The organism is Actinocorallia libanotica, from assembly GCF_039525175.1.
Lineage (GTDB): Bacteria > Actinomycetota > Actinomycetes > Streptosporangiales > Streptosporangiaceae > Actinocorallia > Actinocorallia libanotica.
Genome location: NZ_BAAAHH010000033.1, coordinates 46,910 through 66,976 on the forward strand (window position 1 = coordinate 46,910; position 20,067 = coordinate 66,976).

Here is a 20,067-nt window from a genome sequence, read left to right on the forward strand (position 1 = left end):
ACTCCTGTCAATCCGTGCGGTGCCCGTCCACGGATTCACTAGGTTCAGGGGAGGCTTCAGAAAAAGCAGAAATCGTGGGGATTTGGCGTGAAATCGCGTTGGGTGGGGGGCATCGCGGCGGCCGCCGTGCTGCTCGCCGCCCAGACCGCTCCCGGCACCGCCCTCCTGACCGCCGCGGGCCTGCGCGCCGCGCCGGAGGGGTTCACCGAGCTGGCCTTCGCCGACCCCCACGCCCTGCCCGAACTGGTGCTCTCCACCGGGGTGCTGCCGCTGCCGGGATTCACCATCGGCAACCACACCGGGCACGACCGCGACTACGGCTGGACCGTCACCCTCACCGCCGGCACCGAGACCAGGCTGATCGCCCGCGGCCGCGCCCGCGCCCCCGGCGGCGGCACCGTCGCCGTCGAGCCCTACGCCACCGCCCAGTGCAAGGTCGGCGAGTTCACCCTCGCCGTCCGGCTGGAGGGCAGCGGGGAGAGCATCGACCACCGGTCGGCCTGCACCTCCGACCCCGACCAGAGGAGACCCGGGTGACGTCCCGCCCCGTGGTGGCGGTCGTCGTCGACGCCGTCCACCCCTTCAGCTTCGGCGGGCGGGAGAACCGGTACCGGGAGCTGTCGGGCCACCTGTCGGAGCGGTTCGAGCTGCACGTCTACACGATGAACTGGTGGAAGGGGCCGAGCGTCCGCGAGGAGGACGGGCTGACCTTCCACGCCCTGTGCCGCCACCTGCCGCTCTACCGGGGCGGCAGCCGCTCCACGCTGCAGGCGCTCTGGTTCGCCGTGGCCTGCCTGCGCCTGCTGTGGCGCCGCTTCGACGTGCTGGAGGCCGACCAGATCCCGTTCTTCCCCGTCCTGGCGCTGCGGCTGGTGGCGACCCTGCGCCGCCGCCCCCTCGTGGGGACCTGGCACGAGGTGTGGGGTCCGGAGTACTGGCGCGACTACCTGGGCCGCGCGTGGCGGCTCGGCTGGTGGGTCGAGCGCGCGGCGATGCGCGCGCCCGACCGGATCATCGCCGCCTCCGCCGAGACCGCCGGCCGGCTGGAGTCCCACCTCGGCGGGCGGACGCCGGTGACCGTCGCGCCCAACGGCATCGACCTGGCCCGCGTCGCCGCCGCCGAGCCCGCCGACGAGCCGTGCGACCTCGTCGCGGTCAGCAGGCTGATGCCGCACAAGCGGCTCGACCTGCTGCTGGAGGCCGTCGCGATGCTGCACGCCCTGGACCGGCCGGTGACCTGCCGCATCATCGGCGACGGCCCCGACCGCGAACGCCTCCACCGCCGCGCCGCCGAACTCGGCATCAGCGCCGCCGTCGACTTCCGGCACGACGTCCGCGAGCAGAAGGACGTGTACTCCCTCATCAAGGCCGGGCGGGTGTTCGCGTTCCCGTCGGTGCGCGAGGGCTTCGGCGTGGCGGCGCTGGAGGCGCTGGCGTGCGGGGTGCCGGTGGTGACGACCTCCGCCCGCGACAACCTCGCCCAGTTCCTGGTCGCCCGCTCCCGCGACGGCATCGTCTGCGCCCCCCACCTCGCCGACTTCACCGCCTCCCTGATGCGCGGCCTGGCGGGCGGCGCGGAACGGCCGTCCGAGCGCGCGCCCGAGCCGTGGCTGGCCGAGTACGAGTGGAGCCTGGTCGCCGACCGCGTGACGGAGGTCCTGCGCGACCCATGAGAGTCCTCCACCTCGCCCCCTATCCGCCCGCCCGCGACGGCATCGGCGCCTACGCCCGCGTGCTGGCCGCCGCGCTCGCCGACCGCGGCCACGAGACGGCGGTCGTGGCGGCCCGCCCCCACCCGTCGTCCCCGCCGGAGGTCCTGGGCGCCCTGGGGGACCCCGGCCTGCCGGAGAAGATCGCCCGTTTCAGGCCCGACCTGGTGCACGTCCAGTTCGCCGTCCCGGCGTTCGGCCTCCGCGTCCCCGCCGTCCTGCGCCTCCTGCGCGAACTGGACGCGCCCGTCGTCGCCACCCTCCACGAGATCACCCGCGACACCGCCCTCCTCCGCGCTCCCGGCCGCCTCCTCTACCGCCGCCTCGCGTCCCGCTGCGCCGCCCTCATCGTCCACACCCGCGACGCGCGCGCCGCCGCGGGAAGCGCAGAACTGATCCCGCACTTCTGCGCCCCGCCACCGCCCTCGACCACGACCTCCGACGCGCTGCGCGCCCGCTTCTCCCTGGGCTCCGCCCCCGTCGTCCTGGCCTTCGGCTTCATCCACGTGGACAAGGGCCTGGACGTCCTCGCCGACGCCCTGCGCCACGTGGACGACGCGATGCTCGTCGTCGCCGGAGCCGTGCGGGCCCGCGACCCCCTGTTCAAGCCCATGGAGCTCCGCGACCGCCGCCACGAGCGCGAGGTCCGCGCCGCGCTCACCCGCCACGGGCTGGCCCACCGGGTCGTCTTCACCGGGCACGTCCCCGAGGCGGAGGTCGCCGCCTGGTTCGCCACCGCCGCCGTCGCCGTCCTTCCCTACCGCAAAGCGGCTCAGAGCGGAGTCGCCCACCTCGCCCTCGCGTCCCGCACTCCGCTCGTGGCCACCGCGGTGGGCGGCCTCCCCGACCTGTTCTCCGCATCCGGCTCCGCGACGGAACCGCGGGAGGCCGGAGAGCCGTCCCGAGGCCTGCTGGCGCCGCCGGGCGACGCGGCGGAGCTCGCCAAAGCGATACGGACGGTGCTGGACGGCGGCGGACACCCCCTGCAGGGGTTGGCGCCCGGCCCCGAGGAGGTCGCGGCTCGCACGGAGGCGCTTTACGAGAGGGTCCTGGCCGGTGCCGTTTAGCCTGAGCGTCGTCATCTGCAGCAAGGACGGCGAGGAGCGGATCGGCCGTTGCCTGGACGCGCTGGACGCGCAGACGGTCCGGAGCGAGCTGGAAGTCATCGTCGTCGACGACGGCTCCCTGGACGAGACCGCCGAAGTGGTGGGCGAACACGACGCGCTGCTGCTGCAGCACCCGCGCAATCTGGGAGCCCCGGCGGCCCGGAACACCGGGTGGAGGGCGGCGTCCGCGCCGGTCGTCGCGTTCCTGGACGACGACTGTGTGCCGGAGGAGAAGTGGGCGGAACTCCTCCTGGCCGCCTACAAGAACGAAGACGTCACCGGGGTCGGCGGGCCGATCGTCCAAGCCGGTGCGGGCGGGTACGCGGCCCGGTTCATGAAGCGCAACCACCGGCACGTGCCGCTGGAACTCGCCCTCACCGAACAGAAAGGGATCGCAGGACGGTTCCTGAGGTATCTGCGCGGGCAGTGGCAGCCGCCCGAAGCAGGGGAGCGGCGGTACGTCCACGCCTTCTGCGGCGGCAACATGTCGTACCGCAAGAGCGCCCTCGAAGAGGCGGACGGCTTCGATGAGGACTTCCGGTACGCAGCCGAGGAAGAAGACCTCGCACGGCGGCTGGACGGACGGCTGCTGTTCCTCCCGGACGCCATCGTCGAGCACCACGGAGTCCCGTCTCTGTTCGGGCGGAGTCTCGCTTACGGGCACGGGAACGCGATGCACTACCGCAAGTGGCCTTCCGTACGGCCGACCATCTTCCCCTGGCCGGTGCTCATGGCGGTGCTGGCGGTCGCGGCCGTACGGTTCCCCGTACTGGCCTTCTCGGCGGTGCTGCCGTTGTTGCTCTACCCCGGCTGGGGACGGGCGGCGTTCCGAGGCCAGCCCGTCGCCGTCGCCGACCCGTACGTGCGGCTCCTTCAGGAAGGGCTGGAGAACGCGGGGTTCGTACGGGGACTGCTCCACGCGCCGCACGGACCCGGAGCCGACCAGAGGCAGTACGGCTACGGGGCGCTGCTGGTGGCCATCGCGGCGTTGACGCAGGTACGAGAGCTGTGGGCGGCGCAGCTCGTCCTGGCCGTCCTGCTGCTGACAGTCCCCGGATGCCTGCTCCTTCGGGCTCTGCGCGTCCCCGGAGAGCGTGCCGCAGCCTTTCCGCTCTACGTTCCGGCGGCCTCGCTGGCCGTGCTGCTCATCTCGGGCTTCGGCGTCAACTTCCTCTGGCCGCTCTTCTCCGACACGCCTCCGCTGCGTGCCGGACCGCTCCTGATCGGCCTGGAGCTGTGCCTCCTCGCCCTTCTCGCCGCCGGAGCGAGCGCAGGCCCCGGCACGGTCATCCCCTGGCGGGAGTTCCCCTCGCCCGTGCCCCTGCTGCTGCTGCCGCTCGCCGCAGCGGGCGGAGCCCTGTGGCTGAACCACGGAAGAGGTCCGGGCCTGGCCGCCGTGGCGGTCGTCGGCTGCCTCGGGCTGCTCGTCGCCGGTGCGGCGGGCGCCGGGCACTGGCGGCACGGACGGCTGGCGATGGTCCTCTACGCGGTGGCGCTGGCCATGATGTGGTCGTACTCGCTGCGCGGCGACATCCTCTACGGCTACGACGTGGCGACCGAGTACTTCGCGGCGAACCGGACGGCGGCCGAGGGGATCTGGCACACCGGCCCGCACCCCGACGCCTACGGGGCGATGCTCAGCATCACCGTGCTGCCCGCCCAGCTCGGCGCGCTCACCGGGCTGCCCGTCCTGATGGTGCTGAAGCTGCTGCTGCCCGCCGTCTTCGCGATGCTCCCGGTCGCGGTGTTCTTCCTGGCCCGCCGCGTCCTGCCGGTGCGGTGGGCCTTCGTGGCGGCGGTGCTGGTCGTGGCGCAGAGCGGTCTGGCCCAGCAGATGCCCGCCGTGGCACGGCAGGAGATCGCGATGCTGATGTTCGCGGCGCTGCTCGGCGCGGTCCTCGACGCCGGTCTGCGGGCGGGCCCGCGCACCGTGCTGGTCGGCCTGTTCGGCGCCTCGATCGCCGTGTCCCACTACACGACCGCCTACGTCACGATCGGCCTGCTCGCGGGCGCGCTCCTGCTGCTCCTGCTGCTGCGGACCGGCGGTGCCGGTCCGGTGGCCGCGGCCCTGGCGTGCTGCGCCGCGGCCGCCGCGGTCTGGTACGTCCCGGTCACCCATTCGACGTCCAACCTGGGCGAGCTGCGTGCGGCGCTGCAGACGGACGGCCTGCGCCTGCTGCCCCGGGCCGTCAAGGGCGAGAGCGCGCTGAGCGCCTTCCTGCGCGGAGCCGAGGCGACGCGGATGTCGACGGTCGCCTACGCCGACCAGGTCGTCCTCAAATACCGCCCGCCGAACATCGCCGTCACCCCGGCCGAGGACGCCGCCGAGCCCCGGTACGCCCTCGGCGACGCCCAGGCGCCCGAGCCCGCCGAACGCCTCCCGGCCGTCGGCACGGGCCTGGACGTGGCGCTGCTGATCCTGCAGCAGCTCGTCAACGTGCTCTCCCTGCTCGGCGCGCTCTGGCTGGTCCTCAGCCGCAGAGCCGCGCCCACCGCGCGGAGGCTGGCGGCGCTGGCGCTTCCGATGCTGGCGCTCCTCGTCCTGCTGCGCTTCTCCGGCACGCTCGCCATCGCCTACAACCCCGGGCGCGCCCAGCTCCAGGCGATGATCCTGACGTCGGTCGTGCTCTGCTGGCTGCTGCGCTCCCTGGTGCCCCGCCTTCGCCTCCTGCGGCCCGCCCGCTGGCTGGCCGGAGCCGCGGCCACGGCGGCCCTGCTGCTCTTCGCCGGGACGAGCGGCGCCACCGCACTCGCCCTCGGCGGCCCCCGCGCGGCCAACCTCGCCGACCGCGGCGAGGACGTGGAGCGGTTCGAGCTCTCCCGCTCCGAGCTGGCCGCGGCGCGGTGGCTGGGCGGCAGGCTCCCGTACTCGGCCGACCGCGTCTACGCCGACCGGTACGGCCAGCTCCGCCTCTTCGCCGCCGAAGGCCCCGACGTGCGCGTCCTGACCGACCTGACACCGCTCACCCTCGACCCGTCCGCCTGGATCTACGCCAGCCGCACCAACCTCCACCACGGCCGGGCCCGGTCGCTGTTCGCCGGGAAGCTGGCCATCTACGCCTTCCCCGAGCTGTTCGTCACCGACCACTACGACCGCGTCTACACCAACGGCCGGGCGGAGGTGTTCCACCGGTGACACCGGCGCTGAGCATCGTGATCATCACGCGGGACGAGCCCGCCCTCCCGGCGACCCTCGCGGCCCTGGAGGCACAGACGGACGAACGCTGCGAGATCGTCGTCGTCGACGCGTCCGCCGAGCCCGTGACACGGCAGGGCGTCCGGGTCGTCCCCTTCGCGCGCCCGCCCGGCGTGGAGGTGACGATCCCGCACCAGCGCAACGCCGGAGTCCGCGCGGCACGAGGCGGGATCGTGGTCTTCCTGGACGCGAGCTGCCTTCCCGGACCGCACTGGCTGGAACGCCTGACCGCGCCGATCCTCGACGGAACGGAGAACGTCACCGCCGGCCTGACCACCGGCCCGCACGACAGAGAAGGCCTGTACGACGCGGGACTGCGGAACGCCGGCCCCTACCTGGAGGAGGCGCCGACCCTCAATCTCGCCTTCCGCAAGGAACTGTTCACCGCACTGGGCGGCTTCGACGAGAGCTTCGCCTACGGCTCCGACGTCGACTTCACCTGGCGGCTGCGCGACAGGGGAGAACGGCTGCGGTTCGTCCCCGAGGCCGTGGTCGTCCACGACTGGGGCGACGCCCGCAGGCAGGCCCGCCGCTCGTTCGCCTACGGAGCGGCCCGCGCCCGCCTCTACCGCAAGCACCGGGCGCGCCGGGCGGGCCTGTGGCGCAGAGAGCCCATGGTCGTGGCCTACCCGCTGTTCCTCCTGGGCCTCCCGCTGACGTTCGTCTTCCCCCTCTACCCGCTGCTCCTGCTCGTCCCGGCCTGGCGCAACCGGCACGCGGGCATCCGCAGAACCCTCACCGACCACCTGCTCTACGGTGCGGGTGTGCTCAGCGAACTGGTCCGCAGATGAGGCTTCTGGCCTTCCCCCGCGATGACAACCCCTACCAGGAGCTGCTGTACACCGAACTCCGCCGTCACGGGGTACGCGTGCGCTACCTGGGTGAACTGACGCCCTCGCGCACCTTGAACGTGCTGCTCCTCCCGCTCGAACTGGCCTGGCAGCGGCTGCGCGGAGCCCGCCTGGTGCATCTCCACTGGGTGTGGGGCTTCCGCCTGCACCGGCCCGACATCGCCCGCTGGTGGTTCATGGCGGTGCTGGCGACGATCGCGCTGCTCGGCCAACGCCTCGTCTGGACGGCGCACAACGTCCTTCCGCACAGCCCGGTGTTCGACGACGACACCGCGGCCCGTCGCTTCCTGGTGCGCCGCGCCGACCTGGTGATCCTGCACGACGCCGCCACCCGCGACGCCCTCCGCCGGATCGGCGCCGAACCCCGGCACGACACCGTCATCCCGCACGGACCGTACCCGGCGCCTCCCATGCCCGACAGGCCGCCGGGAGAACCGCGTACCTTCCTGTTCTTCGGCCGCATCGAACCCTACAAAGGCGTCGAGGAACTCCTCACCGCGTTCGCGGACGTCCCAGGCGAGGCCCGGCTCGTGGTCGCCGGAGACTGCCCCGACCGGGAACGGGCGGCGCGTCTGCACGCGGCCGCCGACGAGCGGGTCGAACTGCGGCTGGGCCACGTGCCCGAGAACGAGATCGCCGCGCTGATGGCCGAAGCGGACGTCGTCGTCCTGCCGTTCCGCGCCATCACGACCAGCGGCAGCGCGCTCATGGCGCTGAGCCACGGCCGGCCCCTCGTGGTGCCCGACCACGACACCCTCGCCGAGCTCCCGGCGGTCCGCTACGACGGGACGGTCCCCGCCCTCACCGCGGCGCTCACCGCGCTCAGCGACGTGGACGCCGCCGTCCTGCACGCCGGACGCCGGACGAGCCTCGCCTATGCCCGCCGGACCGGCTGGCCGCGACTCGCCCAGGCCACCCACCGGGAGCTCACCGCCCTCCTGGAGAGGCCACGCCGCCCCGTCTGGCGCACGTTCCTCCGCGACGCCCTGCTGCGCGGCTCCACCCTCCTGCTGGCCAACACCGTGGCGCTGGCCGTCCTCGGCTTCGCCTTCTGGACCCTGGCCGCCCGCCGGTACCCGCCCGCCGACGTGGGACGGCTCGCGGCGGTGGTCGCCGCCGTCAACCTGCTGGCGGCCGTCGCCGCCCTGGGCCTGCCCAACACCCTGCTGCGGCACCTGGCGTCCGCGCCGCGGCCCCGGCTCCTGGCGGCCGCGGCCGTCGCGGTGGTCGGGACGGCGGGAGCCGCGCTGGCGGCACCGGCCTTCCTCGCCTGGGCCGCCTCACCCCTCCAGCGGGACCTCGACCCCGCGCCGGGCACCGTGGCGCTGGTCGTCGCGCTGGTCGTCGCCACCGCCGCGGGCAGCACGTTCGACGCCGGGCTCATCGCGGTCCGCGCCACCGGCCCCCTGCTGGCCAAGAACATCACCGGTTCGCTGCTCAAGCTCGCGGCGCTGTGGGCGGCGCCGGCGGGCGCGGCGGCGCTCGTCGCCGCCTACGGCTCGGGCACCGCGGCGGCGTGCCTGCTCGGCGGCCTCGCCCTGCTGCCCCGCCTAACCCGGGGCAGCGGCCCGGCGGGGCTGCGCGACCGGCTCGGCTTCTCGCTGCGCAGCCACCTCGGCACCGTGCTGGGCATCCTGCCGAGCACCGTCGTGCCGCTGCAGATCCTGGCGGTCCTGGGCGCCGAACCGGCCGCCTGGTCGGCCGTCGCCTTCCAGATCGCGGCCTTCCTCACCTTCATCCCGGCGGCGGCCGGGCAGGTGCTCTTCGCCGAGTCACGGCGCGCCTCCCGCCGCCGCAACCTCACCCTCGCCCTGCTGTGGACGTACGGGCTACTGCTGCCCGCCGTCGCCCTCACGCTCCTGGCCGCGCCCGTGCTCCTGGGCGTGTTCGGGCCGAGCTACGCCGCGGAGGCCGCCGGAGCCCTGCGCCTCCTGGCGCTGTCGGCCCTGGTGGGCGCCGGGAACTATCTCGTGGACGCGCTGCTCATCGCCGAGGACCGCACGGCCGCCTTCACCTTCGCCAACGGGGCCAACGCCGTGCTCGTCCTGGCGGCCGTGGCCGTGTGCGCGCCGCACGGCCTGACCGCCGCCGCCGGAGGCTGGGCGCTCGCCCAGGCCGCCTCGCTGCTGATCGGCGCCGCGCTGCTCGCCGCCGGCCGTCACCCCAGCCGGAAGACCCGGACGTAGTCGACGAGCATCCGCTGCGGGAACACCGTCGTCTCGTCCGGGCCGCCCGCCCAGTCGCCGCCCACGGCCAGGTTCAGCAGGAGGAAGTACGGGCGGTCGAACTCCCAGCCGGGCGTGGCCGCCTTCTTCCGGCACGCGTGGGTGAGGCCGTCCACGGAGAAGCAGATGCTCCCCGGGCGCCAATCGGCGGCGAAGACGTGGAAGCCGCCGGTGAAGTCCTGCCCGTCCGGGAGGCGGTAGGTGTCGGTGACCCGCAGGTCGCGGTCGCCGTGCAGGCTGCTGTGCACCGCGCCGGGATCGCGGCCCAGGATCTCCATCACGTCGATCTCGCCGCGCCCGGCGTCCGGCGGGTCGCGGCGCGCCCAGAACGCCGGCCACAGGCCCTGGCCGCCCGGCACCCTGATGCGCGCCTCGATCCGGCCGTAGGTGAAGGTGAAGCGGCCCTCGGTGGTGAGGCGGGCCGAGGTCGCGGCGCAGCGATGCGGGCCGCAGTCGAAGAGGTGGGCGTCCTCGGCCTCGGCGGTGATGACGAGACTGCCCCGCCCGTCCAGCGCGGCGTTCTCCGGCCGGTAGTACTCCAGCTCGTCGTTGTAGCCCAGGTGCCCGTCGACGAGGTTCCACTTGTCGAGGTCGGGAGGCCCCTTCGGACCGTCGAACTCATCGGAGAAGACCAGCCCCCGCCCCGCCGGGGGAGCGTCCCGCAGCGTCGCGGAGAGACCGGCTCCGGCCAGCGCGCCCAGGATCAGGCCCCCGGCGGCCAACATCCCCGCCGACCGGGGAAGACGTGTCACGGGGCGGCGGCGCTGCTGCTTCTGCGGTACCGGCATGATCAGTGCGTCCCACTCGGTCTTCGCTTATCTTCGATCACAACGGACAGATCGCCTCGAACGTTCTCGGAGGCACGGGGTGTCGGCTGCGAGCCCGCTCGACCGCGACGATCCGCGGCGGATCGGCGGCTACCGCCTGGTGGGCCGGCTGGGTACGGGCGGCCAGGGGGTGGTCTACCTCGCGCAGGCGCCCGACGGCCGCGGGGTGGCGGTGAAGGTGCTGCACGCACGGCTGTCCCGCGATCCTAAGGCGCGCCGCAGGCTGCTCCGGGAGATCGAGGCGCTGCGCCGGGTGCGGCAGTTCTGCACCGCCAGGGTGCTGGACGTGGACACCAGCGGCGACCGGCCGTATGTGGTCAGCGAGTACGTGCCGGGGCCGACCCTGGCCCGGCTGGTGCGCGCCGAGGGGCCGCGCGGCCCCGACGCGCTGGAGCGGCTGGCGACCGCCACGCTCACCGCGCTGGCGGCCATCCACCGGGCGGGGATCGTCCACCGCGACTTCAAGCCCGGCAACATCATCTACGGCCCGGACGGGCCGCGGGTCATCGACTTCGGGCTCGCCCGGATCACCGGCGGGACCGCCACCACCGACTCCATCGGCACCCCCGCGTTCGTCGCCCCGGAGGTCGTCTCCGGCGCGACCGCCGACGCCCGCAGCGACCTGTTCGGCTGGGGCGTCACCCTGGTGTTCGCCGCGACGGGGACACCGGCGTTCGGCAGCGACACCATCCCGGCCGTCCTGCACCGCATCCTGCACGAGGAGCCCGACCTGACGGCGCTCACCGAGCCGCTGCGCTCGGTCGTGGCGTCCTGCCTGGCCAAGGACCCCGCTGACCGGCCCACCGCCACCGGCGCGCTGCTCGCCCTGCTCGCCCACGACGGCGGGCCGGCGGAGGGCGAGGAGGGCGAGGAGGGCGACGGGCTCGCCGAGACCCGGCTGATGGAGCTTCCCGGCACGGCGCGGGAGGAGCCCCCGACCGGCGAGCCCGACGCGCCCGTCCGGCACGAGGAGCTCGACGGGCCCGCCACCGAGCCGGGCGGTGGCTCCCTGGGCGCCGCGCCCACCGAGCCGCTCGGCCTGCCCGCGCCGGACGGTCCGAACGGTCCGAACGAGCCGGACGGCTCGGACGCACTGGACGCACTGGACGCACTGGAGGGACCGGCGCGGCCCGGCCGCCGGGTCCTGCTGGGCGCCGCGGCGGGGACGGCGCTCCTGGCCGCGATCCCCGCGGCGCTGCTGCTGCGGGACGGCGACGGCGAGCCGCGGCCCGGCGGCCCGCCGACGCTCACCGGCACCGCGCCGCCCCGCCGGCTCACCGAGGCCGCGGTCCTGCCCGCCCAGCCGGACACCGTCTACGCCGCCCTCTACAACGCCGACGGCACCGAGCTGTTCACCAGCAGCGCCGAGGCGGTGCTGCGCTGGAACGTCGCCGAGCGGAAGGTCGTCCGCACCTACCGGGGCATCCGCAGCAGCCTCGAGCTGAGCCCGGACGGGAGCACCCTCGCCTCGGCGGCCTCCGACAACTCCGCGCGGCTCGTCGAGGTGTCCGGCGGCAGGGAGCTGAAGGCGCTGGCGCACCCGTCGTGGGTCGCCGCGCTCAGCTGGAGCCCCGACGGGACGGTCCTGGCGACCGGCAGCCACGACGGCAGGGCCCGCCTGTGGGACACCGGCACCGGGAAGACGCTGCGCGTCCTCGAAGGGCACACCGACTGGGTCACCTCCGTCGACCACAGCCCCGACGGGCGGACCCTGGCGACGGCGAGCAACGACCGGACGATCCGCCTGTGGGACACCGCGACCGGGAGTCCGCGCCGGGTGCTGACCGGGCACGCCTACTGGGTGCAGGCCGTGCGGTTCAGCCCGGACGGCGCCCGCCTGGCCTCCGGCGGCGCCGACAACACCGTGCGGATCTGGGACACCGCCACCGGGCGGCTCCTGGCGGTGCTCGACGGCCACCGCGGCCGGGTCGACACGGTGGGCTTCAGCCGTGACGGCACGGCGCTGGTGTCGGCCGGTCACGACCGCACCGTCCGCCTGTGGGACGCCGCCACCGGCAGCGCCACGGCCGTCGCCGCCGGCCACACCGACTGGGTCTTCGCGGCCGGGTTCGGCCCGGACGGCACCGGCCTGGTCACCGCGGGCGCCGACCGCACGATCCGGTTGTGGCGCATCAGCTGAGCGAGGCCACCTGGTTGGCGGGCGGCGCCTCCACGGTCACCGGCACGCCCCAGCGGGAGTAGTCGACGGTGAGGCCCGCGCCCTTCATCACGGCGGAGAACCGGCGGGGCAGCCCGTCCGTGCCGACCCACAGCGTCCAGCCGACCGTGCCGGAGCCCTTGAACTTCTCCTCGGTCACCTTGGCCGGGTCGGTCTCGCCCTCGTACCGGCGGACGGACGTGCCGTCGAGGTTCTCGGCGGCGGGGTCGCCCTTGAACTCGCCCTCCCGCACGAGCGCGAGCCCGGTGTCCACCGAGATCTCCCGCAGCGCCGACTCGATGCCGCCGAGCAGGGCGGTGAGCATCTGCTTGACCTCGGCGGGCTCGGCCGGGATCTCGTCGTGGGCGAGCCTGGCCCACGGCTTGCCCGGCTCGATCTCCTCGCCCTCGGCACGGGCGTAGACGACGCCGTCCAGGACCACCGCGTGGGTGGTGGGCGGGCCGGTGACGGTCATCCGCAGCGCGGGGGACTCGGTGTCGGTGCGCAGGTCGGCGCTGCCCGACTCACCGCCCTCGCCCTGGGAGGCGATCTCGGCGTGCACACTGCCCGCCTCCTTCACCCGCCCGCTGATCGTGTCGACCAGCGCGCCGGGGGAGTCCGGCAGCTCCACGGCGGGCAGCGGGGCGGCGTCCTGCGGCGGTGCGCTCGCAGCGGGCTTGCCCGGCGACGTCTCCGGCTTCGCGGCCCCGTCCGGCGAGCAGCCGCCGACCAGGAGCGCGGGGATCAGCAGGGGGACGGGGAGAAGGTTCCGGAAAGAGCTGATCATGACGATCGAGGCTAGCGGGACCGGCCCCGCCGGGGCTTGGGCCCAGGGACCCTGTCGGGGCGGCCCGTACCGTTCCTACAGTTTCCGTCCATGCTCGTGGTGCTGTGTACGGGAGTGGGCGCGGCGGGGCTGGCCGCCGGCTGGTTCCTCGCCCCGACCGCCGAACGGTACGTCGGGAGGCTGACGGCCCGCCGCCGGGCGGCGATCGCGGCGACCGCGGGCGGGGTCTCGGCGGCGCTGGCCGCGCGGTTCGGCTTCGCGCCCGTCCTGGTCCCCTACCTCTACCTCGGCGTCGTCTGCGCCCTGCTGACCTTCATCGACCTGGCCGTGCAGCGCCTTCCCGACCCCTACACCCTGCCGTCCTACCTCGTCGGACCGCTGCTGCTCGCGGCCGCCGCGCCCTTCACCGAACTCGGCTGGCCGCGGCTCGTCTTCGGGCTGATCGGGCTGGCCGCGCTGTGGCTCGTCTACGGGGTGCAGCACTTCCTGCTCCCCGACGCGATCGGACGCGGCGACGTGAAACTCGCCGGGGTGCTCGGCCTCTACCTGGGCTGGCTCGGCCTGGACGCCTGGATCTGGGGCATGACCGGCGGCATGCTGGCCGGCGGCCTGTGGGGCGCGGCGCTGCTGCTGCGCGGCAGGCGCCGCACCCACTTCCCCTACGGCCCGTTCATGATCGCCGGAGCGCTGGCGGCGGTGCTGCTGGTGTGACGGATTGGGCCCACGGGCCCTGTCCGTACCCGCCCGCTCCCCTCTAGGTTGCTCGGGGACCTCGTGGTCCGTTTCGACACTGCCGTTCCCCCGGGGGGTGCTCGATGCTGAGGCGGATGCAAGGCCGACGGCGGGACGAGGGCGCGGCCACCCCCGTGCTGATGATGGGCATGGTGCTGTTCCTGGCGATGGCCCTGCTCCTGCTGTCGCGGATCGCGCAGGCCGGCGACATGCGGACCCGCGCGCAGACCGGCGCGGACGCCGCCGCGCTCGGCGCGCTGGCCCCGCTGCGCGACGCGGGGGTGGACCTCGCGCTGACCGGCATGGACCCGTCCGTGGCGGGCTACTGGGACGTCCCCGGCGGCCCGCAGCCCTCCGCCGCGCGGTACGCCGACGAGAACGGCACCGTCCTGGACGGCGAACCGGAGCTCAGCGGCATCGCGGGCGACACCGTGAAGGTCTCGGTGAAGACCAAGGACTGCCAGCTGCTGGAGGAGGGCGAGCAGGCCGGGAACGCCGAGGACTGCACCGACGCCTCGGGGGAGAAGGGCCAGGGCCGCGCGGGCACCGCCACCGCGTTCGCCACCGTGAAGTGGCCGCTGTGCGTTCCCGTCTACGGCGAGGGCGTCGCCTACGAGCTGTACTGCGACGGCGTCAAGGTCTTCCCGGGCGGCGACCGCGGCACCATCGAGAAGCTCATCAAGCTGCGCCTGGTCGACAAGGCCGATCCCATCGCCTACACGGGCCTGCCGGCGGACGAGGACGGCGGCAACTACCCGCCGGAGGCCGTCGGTCCCGGCGGCATCACCGCCCGCACCGCCGAGATGCGCGCGAAGGTCATCGAGAACTTCGGCGCCCCCTACCCGGTGGGGTGCCTGCGGGTCGGCGACCCCCAGGACCACGGCAAGGGCAGGGCCTGCGACTTCATGACCGGCCCCTACGGGCAGATGCCCACCGGCGCCCAGGAGGCGCGCGGCGACGCCATCGCCGCCTGGGCCGTGGCGAACGCCAAGGAACTGGGCATCCACTACGTCATCTGGAAGCAGCGCATCTGGAACATCGAGCGCGCCGGAGAGGGCTGGCGTCCCATGGAGAACCGCGGCAGCATCACCCAGAACCACTGGGACCACGTGCACATCTCGATGTACTGAGTCCCGCCCCGCACCCGCCCCGCGCCCGTCTCGCCGCGGGGCGGCGCCACCGGCTCAGCCCAGGGTGAAGGAGCCGAGGATCGGGTCGGTGACCGCGGGGGTGAGGGTCTCCGGCGCGCCTTCGAGGGAGACGTAGCAGTACTCGTCGGCGGAGACGGGGACGCGGACCTCCACGGTCCGGTAGGAGACCTTGTCGTAGTCGCGGGTGCCGGTCTGGGTGATGCGCAACGCGGGCTTCCCGCCGACCTGGGTGTCCTCGACCTGGGCGCCCGGCTTGAGCTGGGCCTTCTTGCGCAGGGACTCCAGGTCGCTGCCGGTGAGGCCGCCGGAGTCGCAGGCGGCGCTCAGGTGGTGGGCGAACGGGCCGGTGGCCGGATCGAGCGCCCAGACCGCGCCCTTCTTCTTGAGCTCGGCGTGCAGGCCGGTGACGAGCTCGCCGAACGGGTTGTCCTTGACGCCCCAGGAGACCTGGACGACCTCGGAGGCGTCCGTGGTGGGGTCGACCTGCTGCCACCCGGCGGGGACGGCGACGGTGAGGCCGCGCGCCCTGAGCACCTGCCCCTGCGCGGGAGGCTGAGCGGAGGGCGAGGAGGCGGACGGCGCCTCCGGCGCCGCGGGCGGGCTCGGGGGCTGCTCGTCCTGGCAGCCGGTCAGCAGCAGGGCGCCGGCGATCGTGCACAGGGTGACGCGGGTGAACACGGGAGACTCCTGAGGTAAGGGGGACTGCCCAGGAGTAGAGATCACTCCTCGTCCGGAAGTTCGCCGCGCGGCCTGTTCCGGCCGCGCGGCGGGTCTCAGCGGCCCGAGGTGTTGCGGCGGATCTTCTGCAGCTCCTCGGTGATCTTGAACTGGTTGATGACGAACTCCAGCGCCAGGCGCACCAGCACCACCTGGAACAGCCAGAACAGCGGGGTGACGACGATCGCGGCGTAGAAGGGCCAGTCGGACCCCTCGTCGTAGGGGCTGGAGCCGCCCAGGCCCCAGATGCCCAGGAACAGCAGCACGCTGAACAACGTGATGATCGCCAGGGACAGCAGGTAGAAGCCGCGGACGAGCATCGGGGTGACCATCGCGTCGAACCGCGTGTCCAGCAGCGCGCCGAAGAACCCCTTCCTGCGCACGACGGGGTGCCCCTGCGACTGGCCGGGCCCCGGCTGCCCCGGCTGGCCCGGCGGGCGGTGCTGCGGCGGGAGCGCCTGCTGCGGCCCCGTGTGCCCCTGCGGCGGCAGGACGGGCTGCGGGCCGGTGTGGCCGGGCGGCACCTGCTGCTGCGGGCCGGTGTGCTGGGGGCCGGGCTGCCACGGGCGCGGCGCGTTCTGCGGCCGGCCGGGCTGACCCTGCTGCGCGGGCTGGCCCTGCTGGCCCTGCTGGCCGGGCGGGTTCTGCGCGGCGGGGCGCCCGGACTGCTCGGGGGGCGGAGTCGTGCCGTATCCGTACTGCTGGGGGTTGAACCTCGGCTGTTCGGACGGGGTCGTCATCCGCCTGCTCCTGTCATCGGGGAATCTGCTTCCACCTTAAGTCGCGTGGCCTGTGGCGGACGGCTGGACACGGGGTGAGGTTCCGCCGCCGGGGAAGAGGGAAAGGGCGTAACCGGCAAAGCGACTGTCCTAAAACAATTCCGTCCAGATGTCCTGTCCATAGCCCACGGCTATCGAGAAGGGGGAGAGCATATGTGATGAGCATCACAGATGGATGACTCGGTGTTAGCTGTGTCACATCGGCTGGGGAAGAGCGTAAGGTCGCCTTCCTCAGACCCCTGAGGAGGCTGCGATGGCTACGGTCGAAGCGCCCGCGAAGACGCGGGCGCGGATCTCGGCAAAGACCTTCCGTACCGACAACTGGCGCAAGTACCCCTATGTCACCTTCATTTTCTTCACCGCCTGGGTCGTGTACGCCACGGTCCGCGCGATGTGGGGAAGCGCCTTCTACGTCCCGGAGTACAACTACCTGACGCCGTTCTACTCGCCCTGTGTGAACGAGGCGTGCAACAGCGTCACGTTGGACGGGGTGACGGGGAGCGCCGCGCACTTCGGCACGTTCGTACCCGCGAACGTGCCTTTTTTCATTCCCTACGCGCTGGTCTCCCTGCCTTTCCTGCTGCTGTTCCGGTTGACCTGCTACTACTACCGCAAGGCCTACTACCGGTCGTTCTGGGCGTCCCCGCAGGCGTGCGCGGTCCGCGAGCCGCACGCCAGGTACACGGGTGAGACGCGCTTCCCGCTCATCGGCCAGAACCTGCACCGGTACTTCTGGCTCATCGCCGCCGTCATCTCGCTGATCAATACCTATGACGCGATCCTGGCCTTCAAGGGCAAGGACGGCGGATTCGGCATCGGCCTGGGCAGCCTCATCCTCCTGGCCAACGTCATCCTGCTGTGGCTGTACACGCTCTCGTGCCACTCCTGCCGGCACGTCATGGGCGGCAGGCTGAAGAACTTCTCCAAGCACCCCGTCCGCTACCGGCTGTGGACCTGGGTCTCGAAGATCAACGCCCAGCACGGCACGTACGCCCTCATCACGCTCGGCTCCCTGGTGGTCGCCGACTTCTACGTGATGCTCGTGGCGAGCGACACCATCAACGACCTCCGCTTCTTCAACTGAAGGTCCTCATGACAGAAATCGAACGACACTCCTACGACGTCGTCGTCATCGGGGCGGGCGGCGCCGGCCTCCGCGCGGCCATCGAGGCGCGGCTGCGGGGCAAGAAGGTCGCGGTCATCTCCAAGTCGCTGTTCGGCAAGGCGCACACGGTCATGGCCGAGGGCGGCGCCGCCGCCGCGATGGGCAACGTCAACAGCAACGACGACTGGCAGGTGCACTTCCGCGACACCATGCGCGGAGGCAAGTTCCTCAACAGCTGGCGGATGGCCGAACTCCACGCCAAGGAGGCGCCGGAGCGGGTCTGGGAGCTGGAGGCCTGGGGCGCGCTCTTCGACCGCACCAAGGACGGCAAGATCTCCCAGCGCAACTTCGGCGGCCACACCTATCCCCGCCTGGCGCATGTGGGCGACCGCACCGGCCTGGAGCTGATCCGCACCACCCAGCAGAAGATCGTCTCCCTCCAGCAGGAGGACCACGCCGAGTTCGGCGACTACGAGGCGCGCATCAAGGTGTGGGCCGAGACGACCGTCACCAAGCTGCTGAAGAACGGCGACCGGATCTGCGGCGCGTTCGCCTACGTCCGCGAGACGGGGAAGTTCGTCGTCTTCGAAGCGCCGGCCGTCGTCCTGGCGACCGGCGGCATCGGCAAGGCGTTCAAGGTGACGTCCAACTCCTGGGAGTACACCGGGGACGGGCACGCGCTGGCGATGCTGGCCGGGGCGACGCTCATCAACATGGAGTTCGTCCAGTTCCACCCCACCGGCATGGTCTGGCCCCCGTCGGTCAAGGGCATCCTCGTCACCGAGTCCGTGCGCGGTGACGGCGGGGTGCTGACCAACTCCGAGGGCAAGCGCTTCATGTTCGACTACATCCCCGACGTCTTCAAGGAGCAGTACGCCACCACCGAGGAGGAGGGCGACCGCTGGTACACCGACGCCGACAACAACCGGCGCCCGCCGGAGCTGCTTCCCCGTGACGAGGTGGCACGCGCGATCAACTCCGAGGTGAAGGCCGGCCGGGGGTCCCCGCAGGGCGGCGTCTTCCTGGACGTCTCCTCCCGGATGCCGGCCGAGGAGATCATCCGGCGGCTCCCGTCGATGTACCACCAGTTCAAGGAGCTGGCCGACGTCGACATCACCAAGGAGCCGATGCAGGTCGGCCCGACGTGCCACTACGTCATGGGCGGCATCGAGGTCGACCCCGACACCGGCGCGGCGCTGGTGCCGGGCCTGTTCGCGGCCGGGGAGTGCTCGGGCGGCATGCACGGCTCCAACCGGCTGGGCGGCAACTCGCTGACCGACCTCCTGGTGTTCGGCCGCCGCGCCGGCGGCGGTGCCGTCGACTACGTGGAGGCGCTCCAGGACCCGGTCGCGGTGCCCGACGAGGAGGTCCACGCCGCGGCCACCGAGGCGCTGGAGCCGTTCACCCGCCCCGGCGGCGAGAACCCGTACGCGGTGCACGCCGAGCTCCAGCAGACCATGAACGAGCTGGTGGGCATCATCCGCACCGAGAGCGAGCTGGAGACGGCCCTGGCGTCCCTGGACAAGCTGCGCGAGCGGGTGGCGGCCGTCGGCGTGGCCGAGGCCGGGCCCGGCGGGCGCGGTTACCACCCGGGCTGGCACCTGGCCTTGGACCTGCGCAACATGCTGATCGTCTCCGAGTGCGTGGCCAAGGCCGCGCTGGAGCGCGAGGAGTCGCGCGGCGGCCACACGCGCGAGGACCACCCGGCGATGTCGGCGGAATGGCGCAAGGTCAACCTCGTCTGCCAGTGCGACGAGCAGGGCAGGGTGGCGCTGCGCCGCCAGCCGATGGAGCCGATGCGCGCGGACCTGATGGCCCTCTTCGAGGACACGGAGCTGAAGAAGTACCTCACCGACGAGGAGATCCCCTCATGAGCTACCTGGCCAAGTTCCGCGTCTGGCGCGGGGACAGCGGCGAAGGCTCGCTGCAGGACTTCGAGATCGAGGTGAACGAGGGCGAGGTCGTCCTCGACGTCATCCACCGGCTGCAGGCCACCCAGACCCCCGACCTGGCGGTGCGCTGGAACTGCAAGGCGGGCAAGTGCGGTTCCTGCTCGGCCGAGGTCAACGGCAAGCCGCGGCTGATGTGCATGACCCGCATGTCGACGTTCACCGAGGACGAGACCATCACGGTCACCCCCGTCCGCACGTTCCCGGTGATCCGCGACCTCGTCACGGACGTGTCCTTCAACTACGAGAAGGCGCGGCAGATCCCGGCGTTCGACGGCGGCGACGTCAAGCCCGGCGACTTCCGCATGCAGCAGGTCGACGTGGAGCGCTCGCAGGAGTTCCGCAAGTGCATCGAGTGCTTCCTGTGCAACAACGTCTGCCACGTCATCCGCGACCACGAGGAGAACGAGCCGCAGTTCGCCGGCCCGCGCTTCCTCATGCGCATCGCCGAGCTGGAGATGCACCCCGCCGACGTCCGCGACCGCCGTGAGATCGCCCAGTCCGACCACGGCCTCGGCCTGTGCAACATCACCAAGTGCTGCACCGAGGTCTGCCCCGAGCACATCAAGATCACCGACAACGCCCTCATCCCCATGAAGGAGCGTGTGGCGGGCAAGAAGTACGACCCCCTGGTCTGGCTGGGCTCCAAGCTCGGCATCGTCCGCAAGGGCCAGGACACCCCCAGCGCCTGAGCCGCGGCGAGCGCCCGAGGCGCGACGAGGCCCCCGCCCACGCGGGGGCCTCGTCTCCTTCCCGCCCGTCGACGACGACCTCG

General features: G+C 72.9%; 16 protein-coding genes. 12 read left to right on the plus strand and 4 right to left on the minus strand.

Features of this window, described 5'->3' with window-relative positions:
* Positions 1 to 87 precede the first annotated feature (87 nt).
* The 6 genes from ABD140_RS30800 to ABD140_RS30825 are packed head-to-tail and all read left to right on the plus strand — an operon-like array spanning position 88 to position 9,048.
* Positions 88 to 537, plus strand: a complete 450-nt coding sequence (locus tag ABD140_RS30800; protein WP_344244732.1) for a hypothetical protein — start codon at positions 88 to 90, stop codon at positions 535 to 537.
* Positions 534 to 1,673, plus strand: a complete 1,140-nt coding sequence (locus ABD140_RS30805; RefSeq protein ID WP_344244734.1) for a glycosyltransferase family 4 protein — start codon at positions 534 to 536, stop codon at positions 1,671 to 1,673. The genes ABD140_RS30800 and ABD140_RS30805 overlap by 4 nt, the downstream gene beginning before the upstream one ends.
* Positions 1,670 to 2,776, plus strand: a complete 1,107-nt coding sequence (locus ABD140_RS30810; RefSeq protein WP_344244736.1) for a glycosyltransferase — start codon at positions 1,670 to 1,672, stop codon at positions 2,774 to 2,776. The genes ABD140_RS30805 and ABD140_RS30810 overlap by 4 nt, the downstream gene beginning before the upstream one ends.
* Positions 2,766 to 5,951 carry a glycosyltransferase gene (locus ABD140_RS30815; RefSeq protein WP_344244738.1) on the plus strand — a complete coding sequence of 1,062 codons (3,186 nt, stop codon included), beginning with the start codon at positions 2,766 to 2,768 and terminating at the stop codon, positions 5,949 to 5,951. The genes ABD140_RS30810 and ABD140_RS30815 overlap by 11 nt, the downstream gene beginning before the upstream one ends.
* Positions 5,948 to 6,802 carry a glycosyltransferase family 2 protein gene (locus tag ABD140_RS30820; protein WP_344244740.1) on the plus strand — a complete coding sequence of 285 codons (855 nt, stop codon included), beginning with the start codon at positions 5,948 to 5,950 and terminating at the stop codon, positions 6,800 to 6,802. The genes ABD140_RS30815 and ABD140_RS30820 overlap by 4 nt, the downstream gene beginning before the upstream one ends.
* Positions 6,799 to 9,048, plus strand: coding sequence for a glycosyltransferase (locus ABD140_RS30825; RefSeq protein ID WP_344244742.1), 2,250 nt, complete (start codon positions 6,799 to 6,801; stop codon positions 9,046 to 9,048). The genes ABD140_RS30820 and ABD140_RS30825 overlap by 4 nt, the downstream gene beginning before the upstream one ends.
* Here ABD140_RS30825 and ABD140_RS30830 read toward each other — a convergent pair.
* A complete protein-coding gene (locus ABD140_RS30830; protein WP_344244744.1) occupies positions 9,021 to 9,875 on the minus strand; it encodes a glycoside hydrolase family 16 protein in 855 nt (284 codons plus the stop codon). The two genes, ABD140_RS30825 and ABD140_RS30830, sit on opposite strands and share 28 nt — an antisense overlap.
* Positions 9,876 to 9,954: 79 nt before the next feature.
* On the opposite strand from ABD140_RS30830, the gene ABD140_RS30835 reads away from it, so the two are divergent.
* The gene (locus ABD140_RS30835; RefSeq protein ID WP_344244746.1) at positions 9,955 to 12,054 is read left to right on the plus strand and encodes a WD40 repeat domain-containing serine/threonine protein kinase; all 2,100 of its coding nucleotides are present in this window, start codon (positions 9,955 to 9,957) and stop codon (positions 12,052 to 12,054) included.
* Here the strand turns inward: ABD140_RS30835 and ABD140_RS30840 are convergent.
* Positions 12,047 to 12,859, minus strand: coding sequence for an SCO4651 family lipoprotein (locus ABD140_RS30840; protein ID WP_344244748.1), 813 nt, complete (start codon positions 12,857 to 12,859; stop codon positions 12,047 to 12,049). The two genes, ABD140_RS30835 and ABD140_RS30840, sit on opposite strands and share 8 nt — an antisense overlap.
* Positions 12,860 to 12,949: 90 nt before the next feature.
* Here ABD140_RS30840 and ABD140_RS30845 point away from each other — a divergent pair, with 90 nt between their 5' ends.
* Both ABD140_RS30845 and ABD140_RS30850 read left to right on the plus strand, forming a co-directional pair.
* Positions 12,950 to 13,570 carry a prepilin peptidase gene (locus ABD140_RS30845; RefSeq protein ID WP_344244749.1) on the plus strand — a complete coding sequence of 207 codons (621 nt, stop codon included), beginning with the start codon at positions 12,950 to 12,952 and terminating at the stop codon, positions 13,568 to 13,570.
* 116 nt (positions 13,571 to 13,686) lie between these two features.
* Complete coding sequence (locus ABD140_RS30850) at positions 13,687 to 14,721, plus strand: VldE C-terminal domain-containing protein (protein ID WP_344244750.1); 1,035 nt, start codon at positions 13,687 to 13,689, stop codon at positions 14,719 to 14,721.
* 54 nt (positions 14,722 to 14,775) lie between these two features.
* Here ABD140_RS30850 and ABD140_RS30855 read toward each other — a convergent pair whose 3' ends face one another.
* Entirely contained in the window at positions 14,776 to 15,420 is a 645-nt protein-coding gene (locus ABD140_RS30855; RefSeq protein ID WP_344244752.1) for a hypothetical protein, read from the minus strand.
* A gap of 95 nt (positions 15,421 to 15,515) precedes the next feature.
* Complete coding sequence (locus ABD140_RS30860; protein WP_344244754.1) at positions 15,516 to 16,199, minus strand: DUF4282 domain-containing protein; 684 nt, start codon at positions 16,197 to 16,199, stop codon at positions 15,516 to 15,518.
* 292 nt (positions 16,200 to 16,491) lie between these two features.
* On the opposite strand from ABD140_RS30860, the gene ABD140_RS30865 reads away from it, so the two are divergent.
* Genes ABD140_RS30865 through ABD140_RS30875 form a run of 3 tightly spaced genes read left to right on the plus strand, consistent with a single transcriptional unit; the run spans position 16,492 to position 19,984 of the window.
* Positions 16,492 to 17,322 (plus strand): hypothetical protein, encoded by an 831-nt coding sequence (locus ABD140_RS30865; protein ID WP_344244756.1) that lies wholly within the window; start codon positions 16,492 to 16,494, stop codon positions 17,320 to 17,322.
* 8 nt (positions 17,323 to 17,330) lie between these two features.
* Positions 17,331 to 19,217: a fumarate reductase/succinate dehydrogenase flavoprotein subunit gene (locus ABD140_RS30870; RefSeq protein ID WP_344244758.1), complete on the plus strand. Its 1,887-nt coding sequence runs from the start codon at positions 17,331 to 17,333 to the stop codon at positions 19,215 to 19,217.
* Entirely contained in the window at positions 19,214 to 19,984 is a 771-nt protein-coding gene (locus tag ABD140_RS30875) for a succinate dehydrogenase/fumarate reductase iron-sulfur subunit (RefSeq protein WP_344244760.1), read from the plus strand. The genes ABD140_RS30870 and ABD140_RS30875 overlap by 4 nt, the downstream gene beginning before the upstream one ends.
* The last annotated feature ends 83 nt before the right edge of the window (positions 19,985 to 20,067 follow it).

Coding starts and splice junctions, on each gene's coding strand:
- ABD140_RS30810 (WP_344244736.1), top strand. CDS start 1,670: ATGAGAGTCCTCCACCTCGCCCCCTATCCGCCCGCCCGCGACGGCATC.
- ABD140_RS30825 (WP_344244742.1), top strand. CDS start 6,799: ATGAGGCTTCTGGCCTTCCCCCGCGATGACAACCCCTACCAGGAGCTG.
- ABD140_RS30830 (WP_344244744.1), bottom strand. CDS start 9,875: ATGCCGGTACCGCAGAAGCAGCAGCGCCGCCGCCCCGTGACACGTCTT.
- ABD140_RS30840 (WP_344244748.1), bottom strand. CDS start 12,859: ATGATCAGCTCTTTCCGGAACCTTCTCCCCGTCCCCCTGCTGATCCCC.
- ABD140_RS30845 (WP_344244749.1), top strand. CDS start 12,950: ATGCTCGTGGTGCTGTGTACGGGAGTGGGCGCGGCGGGGCTGGCCGCC.
- ABD140_RS30850 (WP_344244750.1), top strand. CDS start 13,687: ATGCAAGGCCGACGGCGGGACGAGGGCGCGGCCACCCCCGTGCTGATG.
- ABD140_RS30860 (WP_344244754.1), bottom strand. CDS start 16,199: ATGACGACCCCGTCCGAACAGCCGAGGTTCAACCCCCAGCAGTACGGA.
- ABD140_RS30865 (WP_344244756.1), top strand. CDS start 16,492: ATGGCTACGGTCGAAGCGCCCGCGAAGACGCGGGCGCGGATCTCGGCA.
- ABD140_RS30870 (WP_344244758.1), top strand. CDS start 17,331: ATGACAGAAATCGAACGACACTCCTACGACGTCGTCGTCATCGGGGCG.
- ABD140_RS30875 (WP_344244760.1), top strand. CDS start 19,214: ATGAGCTACCTGGCCAAGTTCCGCGTCTGGCGCGGGGACAGCGGCGAA.